General features: G+C 67.2%; 11 protein-coding genes and 1 pseudogene. 7 read left to right on the top strand and 5 right to left on the bottom strand.

What is annotated here, in order from left to right; genetic code table 11:
• Positions 1-469: 469 nt before the first annotated feature.
• Complete coding sequence (locus SXIN_RS30000; RefSeq protein WP_019711950.1) at positions 470-1,138, top strand: HNH endonuclease family protein; 669 nt, start codon at positions 470-472, stop codon at positions 1,136-1,138.
• Positions 1,139-1,491: 353 nt separating this feature from the next.
• Here SXIN_RS30000 and SXIN_RS29995 read toward each other — a convergent pair whose 3' ends face one another.
• The gene (locus SXIN_RS29995; protein ID WP_019711949.1) at positions 1,492-2,241 is read right to left on the bottom strand and encodes a TIGR02391 family protein; all 750 of its coding nucleotides are present in this window, start codon (positions 2,239-2,241) and stop codon (positions 1,492-1,494) included.
• Between the two features lie 246 nt (positions 2,242-2,487).
• On the opposite strand from SXIN_RS29995, the gene SXIN_RS29990 reads away from it, so the two are divergent.
• On the top strand, positions 2,488-3,894 hold the full coding sequence (locus SXIN_RS29990) for an AbiJ-related protein (RefSeq protein WP_019711948.1): 1,407 nt from the start codon (positions 2,488-2,490) through the stop codon (positions 3,892-3,894).
• Between the two features lie 172 nt (positions 3,895-4,066).
• Here the strand turns inward: SXIN_RS29990 and SXIN_RS29985 are convergent.
• The 4 genes and pseudogenes from SXIN_RS29985 to SXIN_RS29970 all read right to left on the bottom strand — a co-directional run.
• Positions 4,067-6,205: pseudogene (locus tag SXIN_RS29985) on the bottom strand (helicase associated domain-containing protein); the annotation flags it as partial.
• A gap of 88 nt (positions 6,206-6,293) precedes the next feature.
• Entirely contained in the window at positions 6,294-8,624 is a 2,331-nt protein-coding gene (locus tag SXIN_RS29980; protein WP_019711946.1) for an nSTAND3 domain-containing NTPase, read from the bottom strand.
• Positions 8,621-9,766 carry a helix-turn-helix domain-containing protein gene (locus SXIN_RS29975; protein WP_019711945.1) on the bottom strand — a complete coding sequence of 382 codons (1,146 nt, stop codon included), beginning with the start codon at positions 9,764-9,766 and terminating at the stop codon, positions 8,621-8,623. Before SXIN_RS29975 ends, SXIN_RS29980 begins: the two co-directional genes overlap by 4 nt.
• Before the next feature lie 46 nt (positions 9,767-9,812).
• Positions 9,813-10,190, bottom strand: coding sequence for a hypothetical protein (locus SXIN_RS29970; RefSeq protein ID WP_095757831.1), 378 nt, complete (start codon positions 10,188-10,190; stop codon positions 9,813-9,815).
• 331 nt (positions 10,191-10,521) lie between these two features.
• On the opposite strand from SXIN_RS29970, the gene SXIN_RS31425 reads away from it, so the two are divergent.
• The 5 genes from SXIN_RS31425 (at position 10,522) to SXIN_RS29950 (ending at position 14,733) form a co-directional block, all read left to right on the top strand.
• A complete protein-coding gene (locus tag SXIN_RS31425; protein ID WP_019711943.1) occupies positions 10,522-10,785 on the top strand; it encodes a hypothetical protein in 264 nt (87 codons plus the stop codon).
• Positions 10,782-11,153, top strand: a complete 372-nt coding sequence (locus SXIN_RS31420) for a hypothetical protein (protein WP_157916363.1) — start codon at positions 10,782-10,784, stop codon at positions 11,151-11,153. Before SXIN_RS31425 ends, SXIN_RS31420 begins: the two co-directional genes overlap by 4 nt.
• Positions 11,150-12,640: a ThiF family adenylyltransferase gene (locus SXIN_RS29960; protein WP_019711941.1), complete on the top strand. Its 1,491-nt coding sequence runs from the start codon at positions 11,150-11,152 to the stop codon at positions 12,638-12,640. The genes SXIN_RS31420 and SXIN_RS29960 overlap by 4 nt, the downstream gene beginning before the upstream one ends.
• A gap of 263 nt (positions 12,641-12,903) precedes the next feature.
• Positions 12,904-13,473, top strand: a complete 570-nt coding sequence (locus SXIN_RS29955) for a hypothetical protein (RefSeq protein ID WP_238153900.1) — start codon at positions 12,904-12,906, stop codon at positions 13,471-13,473.
• A gap of 48 nt (positions 13,474-13,521) precedes the next feature.
• Positions 13,522-14,733 (top strand): HEPN-associated N-terminal domain-containing protein, encoded by a 1,212-nt coding sequence (locus SXIN_RS29950; protein WP_019711939.1) that lies wholly within the window; start codon positions 13,522-13,524, stop codon positions 14,731-14,733.
• Positions 14,734-14,770: the final 37 nt, after the last annotated feature.

Below are 14,770 nucleotides of genomic sequence, written 5' to 3'. Positions count from 1 at the left end.
ACTGCCCCAGCAGCCGCCAGCGACCGATCCAGAAGCGACCCAGCTAATCAGTCGCTGCCCTGCCCGGGGGCTGAAACCGCAGGTCAGAGCAGCGACAGAAACCGATAGCGACCGAAGCGACCCGAGCTCGGGCTTATGAAGACATTCCCGTGTGCGTGCGTGCGCGTCATAGATAGGGAGCTTCAGTCGCTTCAGTCGCTTTCCATGGTGCCCATTTCCTGCTTTGACATGGGTTTTTCCCGCAGTGTCCAGGGCAGCGACTGAACGCGGCCGGTCGCTCTCCAGCGCTTCGGCGGCGATACGGTCGCTGAACCGCGCACCGACGGGCTCCGGCCTGCCCCGTTGGGCGGTGCCAAGACAACGACGGACCTGGCCGCCTGGGTCAAGCGCTGATGGCCGGCTTCACCCCGTCGGGCGGTCTGCGGGCGGCTGGCGCATGGGTGCTGCCGCGGTGGCCCATGTACCGGGCATGAGATCTCTCCTGCGTGCCGGCCTGGCCGCCATCGCCCTCGCCGTGCTCGCCGCCACCGCGCCGGCACATGCTGAACCCGCCGTGCCCGTCGCCCAGGAGTTCACGTTGCCGCTGCGGTCGGCGGTGGCCGCGCTGCCGGTCGCGGCCGAGGACCGTACCGGGTACCAGCGGGACGCCTTCCGCCACTGGATCGACGCCGACCGGGACGGCTGCACCACCCGGGCGGAGGTCCTACTGGAAGAGGCCGTTGACCCGCCGGTCGTGACCGGACGGTGCACCCTGAGTGGCGGCCGGTGGCACTCCTGGTACGACGACCGGCACGTGGCCGGCCCCCGCGGGCTGGACATCGACCACCTGGTGCCGCTGGCCGAAGCCTGGGACTCGGGCGCCCACTCCTGGTCCGCCCAACGGCGCGAGGCCTACGCCAACGACCTCGGTGACCCCCGAGCCCTGGTGGCGGTCACTGCCGGCTCCAACCGCTCCAAGGCCGACCGGGACGTTGCCGAGTGGCTGCCGGACCGGGCGGTGGTCTGCCATTACATCGGCGACTGGACCGCCGTCAAACTCCGCTGGGGCCTGTCAGTGGACACGGCCGAGCAGGACCGGCTGGCCGGTCTGGCCGCGGACTGCCCCAACGTACCCGTCCCTGTCACTCAGGCGGACTGATCCACCGCCCCGCCCCCACCGCCCCGTCCGTCGAGACTCCGGTCGACGCGGTGGCCTTGGAGTGACTACCGGCGGCCGGAGCACCCGGCTGCTCCTCTTGGCTGCTGCCGAGACCTGCACAGCAGTCACTGGAGAAAGGTCGCAGGGCCGGCTGTCTTCAGGGCTCGATCGTGTCTGGTTCCGGCCATGGCCAGAGCCGGGCTGGTGTCCCGTCCGCTTCCGGGCCGCAGCGCAGCAGATGCTCTTCCGGCACCTCGCCGTACATCTTCGCCACGTCCCGCAACTGATCGGGTTCCGGAATCTCCCCGGCGTCGATTCTGTGCTCCAGCGTTCAGGGGGTTTCCGGCTATCTGCTACTGAGCCTGGTCGGATGGCGGCGCTTGCTCGGTCGTGCACTCTTCGACCCAGCGAGCGATGACGCTCAGAGCAGCCAGATGCTCCAAAGCGTCCTGACGAGACCAGTCCACAACCTCCTCATGGGCTGCAACGTTGCGAATGGCGAGGAAGGCGCCGGCAGCGAAATACTTCGCCCCCTCCTGACGGGCCTTCCACGTCGCCGTCGTACGGTCGCCCGGGAACCGCAGTCGCGGTTTTCCTGGCTGGGCTTCCTTGAGGTCGAAGGTCTGCATACACAGATCAGTTTCGCCGATGTCGTGACGTCCGAGCTTCTGCTGAAGTCGGCGGTTCACGGTGCGGGCTGCAGCGAGGACCGCGTCCTGACGAGCCTCGGCAGCCCAGAGAGGTGCGGCCGGGTCCCAGATCCACGGATGGAGGGAGTCGGCGGCGATGGCTGGAGAGGTGGGACGGAGGAAGACTGCTATCTCCTCAGCAGAGGAGGCCAACCCGAGCGCCTGAGCGGCGGCGGTGCGTACCCGATGCCAGTAGGTGGCTTCGTTCTCCATGTCATCGCGTTCGACGTCGCCCAGGCCAGGAGAGTAGGCGTTGGCGATCTGCCGAGCCACTGCTTCCTGCACGACAAGCTGTTGCGGCCAGTCTGGCCACTCCTTCCCAATGGCACTTGAAGCGAGATCCACCTCGAAGAGGTATTGGCTGACGAGATCGAGGAACTCCGTCAACTTACGCACAGCGAACGCGTGATCCATTCCGGGAGCGTAACCGGCCGTACTCCACACGGCTGGTGATTCCGTATTCCGTTGGCCAGCCGGGGGTGACGCATCCTCAACCAGGCCAGCCAGGAGGAAGTGCACAAGATCTTCAGCGCAGGCAAGCAGCGGCTCGGCACCCTGAGGACCCTGCGAGCGGTGTGCGAGTGCACTGCGAATGTGGCTGCCGGGGCAAGGTGAACGGGCAGGGTGGAATCGTGTCCGGGCGTCGCTCATCATCAGGGGATGGGGGAACAGATGGACATGGCGCTGCTGCGGAGGCTGATTGACGACGTGCTCCTCACGCTGTACACGCGCTACACCGCGAAGGAACTGCCGGCGCTGTGCGAGCGCCTCGGCCTTCCCGTGCCCAGCGAGGGCAACACCAAGCACGAGCGCCTGGTGGCCAGCCTGAATGCCTGCCCCGACAACCGTCTGCCAGACGTCGCCGACGCGGTTCTTGAGCAGGAGAAGCTGGACCAGGCCGAACGAATGGCGCTGCAGGATGCTCTGTGGCTCGGCCGCCACCACGTGCAGATCCCGAGCCGGACCAGGCGCGAGCTGGCCAGAGAATTCGATCTGGCCGACCACCTCGGCTACCCGGACCGCTTCATGGCTCTGCTGAGCCGAGTATGGCACCTGGACAACGATCCACTCGGCGGATGGACCACCACGACCGACAGACTGCGCAGCCAGATCGAACGCCATGTGATCCGGTTCCCGGACGACTGGACAACCGAGCACTTCTTCGAGCAGCTCGGTGCCTTCGAAGCCCCGCACCCCCGCTTCGGACACTTCCTCGAGGGCCTGGCATCCCCCGCTGTCCTGCCCGATGAGCCCGCGCAGCGCCGCTTCGTCGAGCTGGCCAACCGGCACCTGAACCCCGCGGGCGCCCAGCTGAGCCAGCACGCAGAGGCGGACGGCTACCCCCAGTTCCAGCTCGTCGAGCACGGCCGCGGAACCGCGCGCCGACCCCGCAACCTCATCTTCGCCACCCTGGGCAAGCCCGACATCCGCTTCACCAGCGCCCTCGACAACGACATCGAGGTAGCCGAACGCGCCGACGAGGTGCTGGTCTACGACCGCCCCATCGGCAAAGAGGGACTGCTTTGGCGGCACCTCCTGTCCTGGTGGCAGGAATCCCGGAATATCACTGATCAGGAGCAGGCGGCGCGGGCCCTCTACAGCCGCATGGAGGCTTCACTGCCACCAAAGTCCCCAGGACAGAAGAACCTGTTCTGGCACTACCACCACGCCAACCGGGACCACTTGAACGACGTTCCCGCCCTGCTGCCGGAGATATGGCTGCACTGGGACCCCAAGACCCTCCGCGAACGCGGCGCGCACGTCATGCAGAACCTGCGCATGGACTTCCTCATGCTGCTCCCAGGCACCCGGCGCGTGGTGCTGGAAGTCGACGGCATGCAGCACTACACCCGCAACGAAGGAACCGAGCCCGACAGCGCGAAATACGCCGCCACCATGGCCGGCGACCGCGACCTGAAGCTCCGCGGCTACGAGGTGTTCCGGTTCGGCCACGACGAACTCCGCGACCGCGACCGCGCCCAGCCCTTGCTCGCCAGCTTCTTCGCCACGCTCCTTGACCGGCCACCCGCCGGTCCGTCTCAAGTGCCGCAGCCAGGCCAAGGCTGATCTGGGCTCCACTGTTCTCAAGGCGCCGCCGACGACCACCGGGGGGCATCACTGGGGGAGAGGTCGGAGCGCACCCGGTGTCAGCGTGCATGACGAAGGCCCCGGGGGGCACGACGTCCCGGGGCCTCCACTTCGCTGACCTCTCAGCTCAACGACGAGCGAGGTGGCGTGCTCACGCCCACTCCACGCCTAGCTCCCGCAGCGCCTCCAGTTGTTCCTGGGTGAGCTTGTCTCGCCTCGATTTGGTGTTCGATACTCATACGCCCAGCCGTACAGCTACCGGCTCCTCCTGGCCGTCGACCGTGATCTCTTCGCTGTGGCCCCTCGGCACCGGCCGGTTCGTACCTTCCCGCTCCACCCACTGGGCGAGGGCGGTCAGACCGCGCTGGAAGGCCTGCTGTGTTTTGGTCGGGCCCCTTCGTCGCACGAGCGGCTGCCGGGGGGCAGGCGGGGCCTCGGCGGGCTGTACGCCCAGCTTCGACAGCCGCTCCTGCTGCTCGGGGAGAAGCTGCGCCCAGGTGCCCGGATTCTTCTGCCGCTGAAGCCACTTGCCCAGGTCGTCGCCCTCGAACAGCACCCCGGGTTCGATGGCCGGCAGGACGCCGTCGGCGTCGACCAAGTCCGCGAGGACACGGTAGTGCCGCTGCCAGTCCAGCGGCCACGGGCAGTTCCAGTCCTGATCGACCGTGGCCAGCTGCTTCGCGCGCTCCGCCGCCCGCTCCGGGTCCTTCCCGAGGCCGCCCTTCCTCCGGAGGTTGGCCATGTGCTGCCCGATGGGCACCATCGCCTCGCCCTCGCCACACACCGCGTCTTGCCGGGGTGCGAGGTGCCCGGTGGCTTGCCGGTAGGTCCAGAGTGTGGCGAGTTTGGTCTCCCATGCTTCGTCGCCGGGTTCCCACACCATTCCGGCGTTGTCGAGGAGTGTCTTGCGGTGGGGGTCGAGTTCGCCTGCGCGGTGTGCGCGGCGTTGCTGGTGGACCCACCGGCCCAGCGGGAAGTCCTTCGTCGCTCCCACGGTCGCCTCGGTGTCGTACGGGACTGCGTGCAGGCCGGTGATCTCGTTCTCGGTCCGCCAGCGGGTGAGGGCTTGGTAGCCCTCGAGCCAGACGAGTGATTGGGGTCGGATGACGCGGCAGCGGGTGAGGGCGGCGATGTCGGCGGCGTCGCGGGGGGTAGCGAAGTTGACCACGACCGAGGTGACCCGGTCGACCTCCTGCTGCGCCTCGCTGGCCTCCTCGCTCTCGTCCTCGTTCTCCGGGCCGGCCGCGGAGGCGGGGGAGGGGCGGAGATGCCTGCGCCGGCGTTCGGTACCGCGGGTCTGGGCGCGGGAGGCGAGCTGGTCGACCATGCGTTCCGAGTGCGAGCGCAGGGCTTGGAGGATGTCGACCAGGGGCTGGTAGCTGGCCGAGGCGACCATGTCCTTCGGGTCCTCCCCGGCCTGCAGGAAGACGGGGATGATGATCCGTGCGGTCTTGGTCGTGCCGTCGGGGTTGGGGCGCAGGGCGCGTCCGATGTTCTGGACGATGTCGACCTGGGAGCTGCGCGAGCCGACGATGCACACGGCCTCGACCCCGCGTAGTCCGGTGATGTCGACCCCGACCCCGAGAGCGCGTACCGAGGAGAGGAACGCCCGGTGCACCCGCCGGTTCTGGGCATCGATGCCGTTGGCGAACCGGTGGATCACCTCACGTCGGTGCGCGATGGGATGGTCCCCGCACAGCCAGTCCGCCCACACCCGCTCCGCAGGCACGTGACGGCCTTCCTCCAGCTCGTACAGCTCGGCGTCGATCGACGACGCGGGCAGCTCCTCCGCCCCGGCCAGGGCCGCCGCAGACGCCTCGGAGGCGTGCAGCTCGGCGGCGGTGCGCGGCATCTGCTCGGCGAACGCGGCCGCCTCCTCCACCCGCTGGTGGAACACCATGGTGGTGTGCAGATTCTGCTGCGCCGCGTGCTCCAGCAATGCTGCTTGGAGCAGGGCCATGCGCCGGCCACGCAGCGCGTCCTCGGACAGTCCCAGGATCGGGTCCGGGTCGCGGATCTCCAGCACGTCGATCTCGAACCCCGCGAGGATCGACCGCTCCACCGCCTCCGCCAACCCAAGATCAAAAATCCGGGGGCCGTAGGTGCTGGAGTCGTCCTCCATCGACGCGATCACCACCTCCCGCCCGTCCCGGCCCCGCTGCGGCCTAGGCGCGGCAAGGATCCGCGGAGTCGCGGTCAGGTACAGCCGGAAGTCCACGGGGATCCGGCTGTTGTCGTGGATCGCCGCCCACGGCCGGCCCATGTCCCCGGCCGTCATGTGCCCCTCGTCCGTTTTACCGATCGAGGAAGAGTGTGCGGCGTCGTCACTTCGGGTTTTGCCGGGAAGCTGTGTCAGTAGCGTTGCTGTCGTGCGGTCGTTAGTTGTCGATGTCGTCGAAGATGCTGCGGTTACGTGGGGGGGCCTGGTGTGAGAGGTCTGCGAGGTGTCTGGTGTACGGACCTTCACCTGGCTCGGGGTCGTAATCGTCGTAGGAGGTGGCTGCTTCCTCTACGTTGGTGATAGCTCGGTCGAGAGAACTCGCAGTTTCGGCGTCTTGCTCAAAAGCTTCGAGGTAAGTTCGTAGCTCATCTTGTAGCACCCCGTAGTACTGGTAGGGGTCTTCTCCGGAAGGAAGGTTGCTTCTCCAGGTATCCAGGGTGTATTCGAGATTGGGAATGAGCTCCTCGCGAACTCGCTGGAGAAGGTATTCGCGGTCGGTGTCACTGAACAAGACATCCCACTCGGGCTGGCGCAGCCAGGCGGCGTCCGGGATCTCGATCGCTAGTTCGGCGACCCTTTCTCGTAGACGGTTGTGTTCCTTCGGTGTCAGCAGTCCGGCTTCGTGGAGGCGAGCCAGGACCTTTGGCTCGTGGGCGGAGTCCAAGAACGAGATGAACTGCATCATCCGTTCTTTGAACTGAGTATTTTCCTCCGTGTATAGCTGCAAGAACGTGTCAGGGCATCGCGTAGCGAAGAAGTTGTACCACTCTGCTAGGTAGTAGCGGCCGTCCCTCACCTGCGATTCGACAGCGAGTAGGCGTTTGATGACAGCTGGGTAGAGGACGGGGGGGACGCGGAGTAGCGTGCCACGTTGCTGTTGCGTTCCGCAGTCGATGCGCGTGAGAAGGGTCCGCCAGTTTAAGCCGTTGATGAAGATACCCAGCAGGTTGGGATTGGCTGCCATGAATTCGGCGAAGCTCTCCTGCAGGGTGGGGTGGCGGAACGACCATCCGGTCGTTGAGTCGCTGCCGGGCGGTGAGGCGAAGCGCAGGAAGGTTCCGGTTAGGGCCAGCAGGGCGCGGCTGACGCCTGCGGGGGTGCTCCCGATCCGGTTGATGACATCGATTTGCGACGCGTCCAGAGTCAGCGGTGCGGGAAGTTGCTCGCCTGCTTGATAGGCCAGGGCGAGGGCGGCCTTTTCGTCGGGGCCTAGTTCGGCGTAGACGTCGCGGAGGAAGGCTGTTGGGCGAGCCATGAAATCGGTGATGCCGCGGTTGGTCGGTTCGAGATGGCGCGTGAAGGCCTGTTGCCCGAGGCGTCGGGCAACCTCGGGGTGGAACGGCTCCGTTTCGGCTGCGGAGTCGAGATGTGGCTTCATCCTTGCGCGGACCTCTCGTGGCTGGTCGCCGAGTTTGATGTGGTTGTAGAGGATCTGGCGGCGTTCTTGCAGGGGTAGTTGAGCGACGTCGACGACGACTTGCTGTTCGTGCAGCAGGGGGTAGGCGTATTCCTTCAAGTAGGGCCGTGCGTCGCGGTAGATGTAGTCGCGCGAGGTGAGGACGACTTTGGCTCCGCCGCGGACGGCGGTCATGACGTGTCGCATGTGGCGGGACCAGCTGTCGGTGAGCTGCTGTTCGTGGCGCACGGCGCCGAAGGCGTCATCGATCCAGAAGAACTGGTTCGGTTCGTGCGGATTCCAGTGCCGCACCAGTCCATCTGCATCGTGGGCGTTGACGGTCAGGCAGCCCCAGGCGTCGAGGGCGGTCATGGCCAAGGTTGCGGCGATGACGGATTTTCCAACGGCTGGCTCACCGAGCAGCAGGACGAAGCCGTGGTCTTGCACAGCTTGGACGGCATGCTTGTAGGCGTCGGTGACCACGAAGGTGGCCAGTTCCTCTCGCAGGTAGCCGAGCAGGGCCTGTGCTTGGGTGTAGGCGCGTTCGTCGAGGATTTGGGAGAGGTCGCCGAGTCCGTAGACGCGGGGCACGAAGGTCCGCAGGCGCTGGCGTGTGGCGATGGTGTCGCAGATCCACTGGCCGTCGAGGACCAGCGGGTACGCGACGCCGGCATCGAGCAGCCGTCGTCGGATGGTGGCTTCCGAGGTGCCGCTGACCCGCGCGTTGGTGAGTAGGACGTAGCTACCGCACAGGCCCCGTTCCACCAGAGCCTGGACTTTGGCGAACTCGTCGTCGAGATCCGAGGGCGCGAGGGTGGCGTCGGCTTTCTTGGTGTGTTTGCACTGCAGGACGAATGGGCCGTCGGGCAGGTCCTGGACGCCGATCGGGTCAGGTGGCTGTTGCCAGGTGCCGTAGAAGGCGCCGTCGCGTCCGCCGTCGTTGGAGTCGGCAAAGGTGTGTACGGACTGTGCCCACACTTCGCGGAGTACGGCTGCGCACAGGTCCTGGAATGCTCGCCAGCCCAGGGTGTGCAGGGCGAAGTCGGGGGAGCCCGGTGCTGCGACTGTGCCTTTGCGGGTGTGGTCGGTCACTGTGGCTGGTCCTCGGCGGGGCCGTTGTGGGGGAAGCGGACGGGGCGTTTGAGGTTGTTGCCGTGAGTCCAGGGCAGGGCGCCGTCGTGCTGGAGGCGGCCGACGACGATGCCGGGGGCGATGCCGGCCTGGCGGGCGAAGGCTTTGATGTTGTCGAAGGGCATGGGCCTGCGGGCGAGGCGTCGATATGCGGCGTTGTGCTCGGGCGGGATGAGGGTCTGGGCTGCGAAGGCGTCGGCTTCTTCTTCGCTGCGGTCACCTTCGGGTGTGCGTTCGTCGGCGCGGTCGGTGTTGTCGAGAAAGGTCAGTCTCTTGCCGTGCAGGAGGGTGTGTCCGATCTCGTGGAAGACGGTGAACCAGAAGTGGTCGTCTTTTTTGAACCTGTCGCTGAGGGCGATTGCGACTTTGTCGGGGGTGAGCCAGCGGGTGACGCCGGAGACGCTGGTCAGGGGAGGGGCGGGGAGGAAGACGACGGCTACGCCGGCCTGGGCGCATAGATGGGTGATGCGGTTGGGCCAGGTTGCCGGGTCTTCCAGGGTGAGGGCGCGCAGGCTGGGCAGGAGGGCGGTGAGGGCGGCGCGGTCGAACGGCTGGCAGGGCAGGGCGCGGGCCTTGAGTTCTGCCTGGCGCAGCCATACCGCGGTGGCGTAGTCGTCGGTCTTCAAGACGGTGGAGCGGCGGAAGGCAGTGCGGTAGCTGCGCCAGAGGTCTTCGGCGATGCCTGGGTCGGCGACGCCGAAGAACGCCAGCAGACGCTGGAGGTTGTCCGCGCTTCTGTTCTTGTTCGGCAGGATGTTGCGCTTGACGAGCTCGGTCAGTGAGAAGTTGTCGAGCCAGTCGATGCGCTTGCTGAGCTGCTGGAGCTCCTGCTGGCGGGTGGCGTGGGTGCGCCAGGCGGCTTCCAGTTGGTTCCACATGGAGGCCGGGATGCCGGTGGCGCGCTCGAGGAGGAGCGCGGTCTCGGGGGTGAGGACCGCGGTGCCCTGGACGATCTGGTTGATGTGCTTGGTGGACAGGCCGGTGCGCCGGGCGAGGTCGGCCTGCGGGATGCCGAGCGCTTCCAGCTGTTCCTTGAGGGTCTCGCCGGGTGGCCGGGCGGAGTCGGGCGCGTAGACGAAGGGCGGGGCGGGAGGCGGGGTCACGGGTGGTGCCTCTCTGAGGTCGGGGAGGCGAGGGCGGCGGGGGCGGTCATCGCGTGATGGCGATCGCGGTGACTATCAGGGCACGTACGGAGTGCTCGTCGAGGGTGCCGTCGTGGTGAGTGGCGGGCGGGTCGTCGCGGGGGCGTACGACGAGGTGGCCGTGGTCTCCGAGCGAGACGATCCGGCTGACGCCGCTGTCGGTTGGGTCGGACCGTAGCCGGGCGGCCGCGAGGTGATGCAGGTCGGCCAGGTGGTCGGCGGCGGCCATCTGGCCGAGGCGTCTGTGGAGGGTGACGGCGGCCTCCGGTCCGTAGCGCGCCCGGCGTGCCGCGTCGCTGTTGCAGACGCGGGCGAGCTCCGCGTCGTCGAAGGCGATGTCCACCGGCAGCCCCAGAGACCTCTTGTGTATACCTGTCGCTTCCATGCTACTCTCTCGATCAAGAAAAGTTTCATCCACCTATTGGGTGTATGAAATCTTCTTCGTGATGAAGGGTTCTTGCAGGTCAGATCGGCTAGATCTGGAAGGAGGTGCGTCGTGCCGGGCAGGTCCAGTAAGGCGAGTGGGTCTGGTGGGAAGCGTGGTCGGAGTGCGGTCACGGGTCGGTTCGTGAAGCAGTCGACGGTGCGTAGGCACCCGTCGACGACGGTGAACGAGCGCGCGTCGCGCGGCTCGAAAGAAGAGCAAGTAGCGGGCTTCGAGCCCGCCTTTCGCATATCCCGGCCCGCTGTGGTGGGCCGGGGGAGAGGAGGTCGTCATGACGACTGCGGACACCCAGCACCAGGAGACCAGGTACAAGATGGTGACCGTCACCGTGGACGCCGAGCCGGTGGAGGTGCCGAAGCATACGACGCCGAACGCGATCCTGGGCCTGGCCGGTATCGACGTGGGCACGCACTACCTGGTCCGGATCACCGGGCGGCACCAGCACTCGTTCGCCGGCCGCGGGAATGAGGAGATCAGCGTGCACGAGCGGGAGACGTTCGTGTCGGTCTCCACCGGCCCGACCCCGACCGCATGACCGCGGTGGTGCCAGAGGCGGGGCCCGCGGGGATGCTCGCGGGCCTGCGCCGCGCCGGCTACGCGGTAGAGCAGAGCGGCAACTTCGCGGTCTTCGACTACCTCATCGAGGTCGGCCCGCGGGCCGGGACGACGGTACGCATCGGCCTGGAGCTGGTGCCCGACTGGCCGCTGTCAGCCCCGCACGGCCCGCACATCGCCCCCCGCCTGGGGCACCCCCACGGTGCGGTGCACACTTCTCCGCTGGGGCAGGGGTGGGAGCACTGGAGCCGGCCGCCCGCCGACTGGGCGCAGGATCGTACGGTCCGCGGCTATCTGCGGCACCTGCGCACCCTGTTCACGCAGCTGGAGAATGGACCCTCCGCATGATCAGCTGCTTCTCGGTCGCGATGACCAGCGAGGTCGCCCGGCACCTGACCGGCCACCTGCGCCGTGCGGACGAGCAGGAGGACTGCTGTTTCGTGCTGTGGCAGCCGAGCACCGGCGCCAGCCGCACCACCGCCCTGCTCACCGAGGTGGTGCTGCCGCAGGACGGCGAGCGGATCGTGCACGGCACGGTGGACTTCACCAGCGCCTACTTCCTGCGCGCCGCCGCCCTCGCAGCTGAGCACGGCTGCGGGCTCGGCTTCATCCACGCCCATCCTCAAGGCCGCGGATGGCAGAGCCTGAACGGCATCGACCACGCGGCCGAGACGTCATTCGCCGCGCAGACCCAGGTGATCACCGGCCGCCCGCTGGTCGGTCTGACCTTCGCGGGCACCGATGCCGGATTCGGCGCCCGCATCTGGCAGCAGCAGGCCCCCCGCCGCTTCACCCCCACCGAGGCGGAGAACGTCCGCGTGGTCGGCGGCCACCTGACGATCACCTTCAACGACCGTCTTCTCCCTGTGCCGGCGGCGACGAACCGGCAGCTGCGCACCGTCTCCGCCTGGGGGCAGGCAACCCAAGACGACCTGGCCCGCCTGCATGTCGGTGTCGTCGGATGCGGCTCGGTCGGCATGCTCGTCGTCGAAGCCCTGGCCCGCACCGGTATCCAGCGCCTGAGCCTGTTCGACTTCGACACCGTCGAAGAGGTCAACCTCGACCGGCTCCTGCACGCCACCATCCGTGACGTGCGCCTGCACCGGGCCAAGGCCCGTCTCGCCGCCCGAACCGCCCGCCGCGCGGCCACCGCCACGCACTTCCGGGCGACGCCGTACGAGCTGAGCGTGGTCGAACCGGCTGGGTTCGCCGCCGCGGCCGACTGCGACGTGATCTTCTCCTGCGTCGACCGGCCCTGGCCCCGCGCCGTCCTCAACCTCCTCGCCTGCACCCACCTCATCCCCGTCGTCGACGGCGGCATCGCCGTCGACGCCCGCGGCGGACGCCTGCGCGGCGCCGAATGGCGCGCCCACATCGCCGCCCCCGGACGCGCCTGCCTGGAATGCCTGGGCCAGTACGACCCCGCCCACGTCAGCGCCGAACGCGACGGCTCCCTCGACGACCCCGCCTACATCACCGGCCTGCCCGTCGACCATCCGCTGCGCCGCAAGGAGAACGTCTTCGTCTTCTCCACCAGTGCCGCGGCCGCGCAGCTGAACCAGTTCATCACCATGACGACCGCGCCGGGCGGGATCGCCGACACCGGCGCTCACCTGTACCACCTGACCACCGGCACCCTTGAGCGCCGCGAGGACGGCTGCGAGGTGGGCTGCCCCTACGACGGCATGCTGCGAGGGCTCGGCGACGACGCTCCCGTCACCGTCACGGGACGGCATCTGGCCGCCGAGCAAGCCCGCGCTGCACGTGGTCTTGCCGTACGTCGCTGGCCACTTAGAGCTCGGCGCGTCGTCGATGATCTCCTGCTCCGCCTCTGATGATCCGGTGGGATACGGAATGCGAGGCGGCAGAGGTGTTCGCTCGGCCGGTCCGGCTTGGGGAACCGGGTGCCCGTGCGCAACCTGGTACGTTCCGCCGAGCTTGAAGTGCTACTGAGGGAGGCTTCATGGCGCGTGTGGCATAGCCCGGTCAGGAACTCTGGCTTTGCAGGACGAGAAACCCTGGCCTCAGCCGATAATCGTCATGCATCGGAGAGTATGGAGGGGTTGTGGGGGCGGGATGGACGGCTTTACTGGTGGCCGTGGTTGGTGTGGTTGGCACCTTGGGCGCCTCACTGTTGACACAGAGCCGTGCGGACCGCACCAAGCGGATGGAGATGGAGGCGGCTGCGGAGCAGCGACGCGAGGAGCGCGACCACGCAGAGGCCATGCTCGAGGCGGAGCGGGCCCGCAACCGGGCTGAGGAATCCATCGCATTGCGCAGGACGTGCTACATCACGCTCAACACGGCAGCCCGCCAGTACCTGACGGCACAGGTCGACTTCATGCACGCGCTGCGTAACGGGACAGGGATTGAGGCCGCGCTTGAACAGCTTGAGGCCCGCCGTACGACACTTCGGGAAAGCTACGCCGAGGCGCAGATGATCGTCCCCCTGCAGGTAATGGCAGGTGCGGGCGCAGCCAGCAGGCGTCTGAACGCTGGCTACGGACGGCTGAAGCAGATCGCCGCGAGCACTCCTTACAACCAGGAAGATGTGAACACATTCGAAGCCGGCGTCGAACAGTCGTGGGCGCTCCTGTCCGAGATGCGCCAGCAGATGCGGTTCGACCTCGGAGTGGACACAGAGCCCGCGTCTGACACTGACCTTTGACGACCACACTGGCGCATCAGGCGCGCACCGGAGAAGAAGCGACTGCTGATGGGGCTCTACAAGCGCATGATCGAGGAGCAGGACGATCAGGGCTGGTGCTTCACCGATCAATACGTGTGCACCGGCTGTGTGAACGATGACGTCCTCGAAGCGGTGCTGAGCGCTGCCGAGAATGATGAGGACGCCTGCAGCTTTTGCGGACAGTCTCCGGCTGCTGAGCTCGATGTTCTGCTGGAGAGGTTCGTCGCAGCCATCTACACCGAGTACCGCTCCGCTGACGACGAGGGGGTCTCCTGGGACGGCAGAGAAGGCGGCTACCAGTGGACCATCCTGGATACGTGGGAGGTGGTCGAGGACTGTGGCGGCTCAGATGTCCTCGTAGGTGATGGCCTTTTGGATGCCGTATGCGATGCCATCATCGACCAGCCGTGGGTGCCTGTCGACTTCATTGCCCCTCGCCGTGATGAGGCTCTTCGCGGTGGGTGGGCCCGTTTTTGTGAGCAGGTGCAGTACCGCACCCGCTACGTTTTCTGGCTGCGGGAAATGGAGGAGGAGTGGCTGGGAGCCGGCGAGGTATCGGCCGGCCGCATCCTTGACCACGTGGGCGACCTCATCGACAGACTCGGTCTCGCCAAGGAACTGCCCGCCGGCACTCGCCTGTGGCGTGCGCTGACCCACGACGAGCCGCAGGTCGACTGGAACGCGCGGCGCCTGGGCACAGCACCACGTGAACACGCGCGGCAGGCCAACCGTATGAGCCCGGCAGGTATCCCCATGTTCTACGGGGCGATCGACGCCGAAACCGCGGTCCAGGAGACCTCACTACGCAGTGAGGAGTCCTGGGCGACGGCCGCAGCCTTCGTGACGTCTGCTCCCTGTACCGTCGTCGACTTCACGGACCTGCCGCCCGTGCCCTCCCTGTACGACCTCGACCGAGCGGCGGACCGCCGCCCTCTCATCTTCCTGAGAGACTTCACCGCCCAACTGACCAAGCCCGCGCGTTCCGCCTACGAGCAGATCGACTATGTACCCACCCAGGTGGTCACCGAGTACCTCCTGCATGTCTTCCGCCCCCAGGAGCCGGTCTCCGGCCTGCTGTATACCTCCTCTTTGACTGGCGCGATGGCTGCCGTTCTCGATGTGCCAAACGAACGCTGCGTCGACCGCGGCACCGAAGCGCCTGGCCATGGGGATAGCAGCCTGTCCCTCGTACTCGACTCCGCCTCATGCCGTATGGTCCCTGTCCGCCGTGATTCCTGACTCTTCCGGCAACCATCCGATATCTCCGGAGGAACTG

This window comes from Streptomyces xinghaiensis S187 (assembly GCF_000220705.2).
Lineage (GTDB): Bacteria > Actinomycetota > Actinomycetes > Streptomycetales > Streptomycetaceae > Streptomyces > Streptomyces xinghaiensis.
This window is presented reverse-complemented; position numbering and strand designations above follow the sequence as displayed.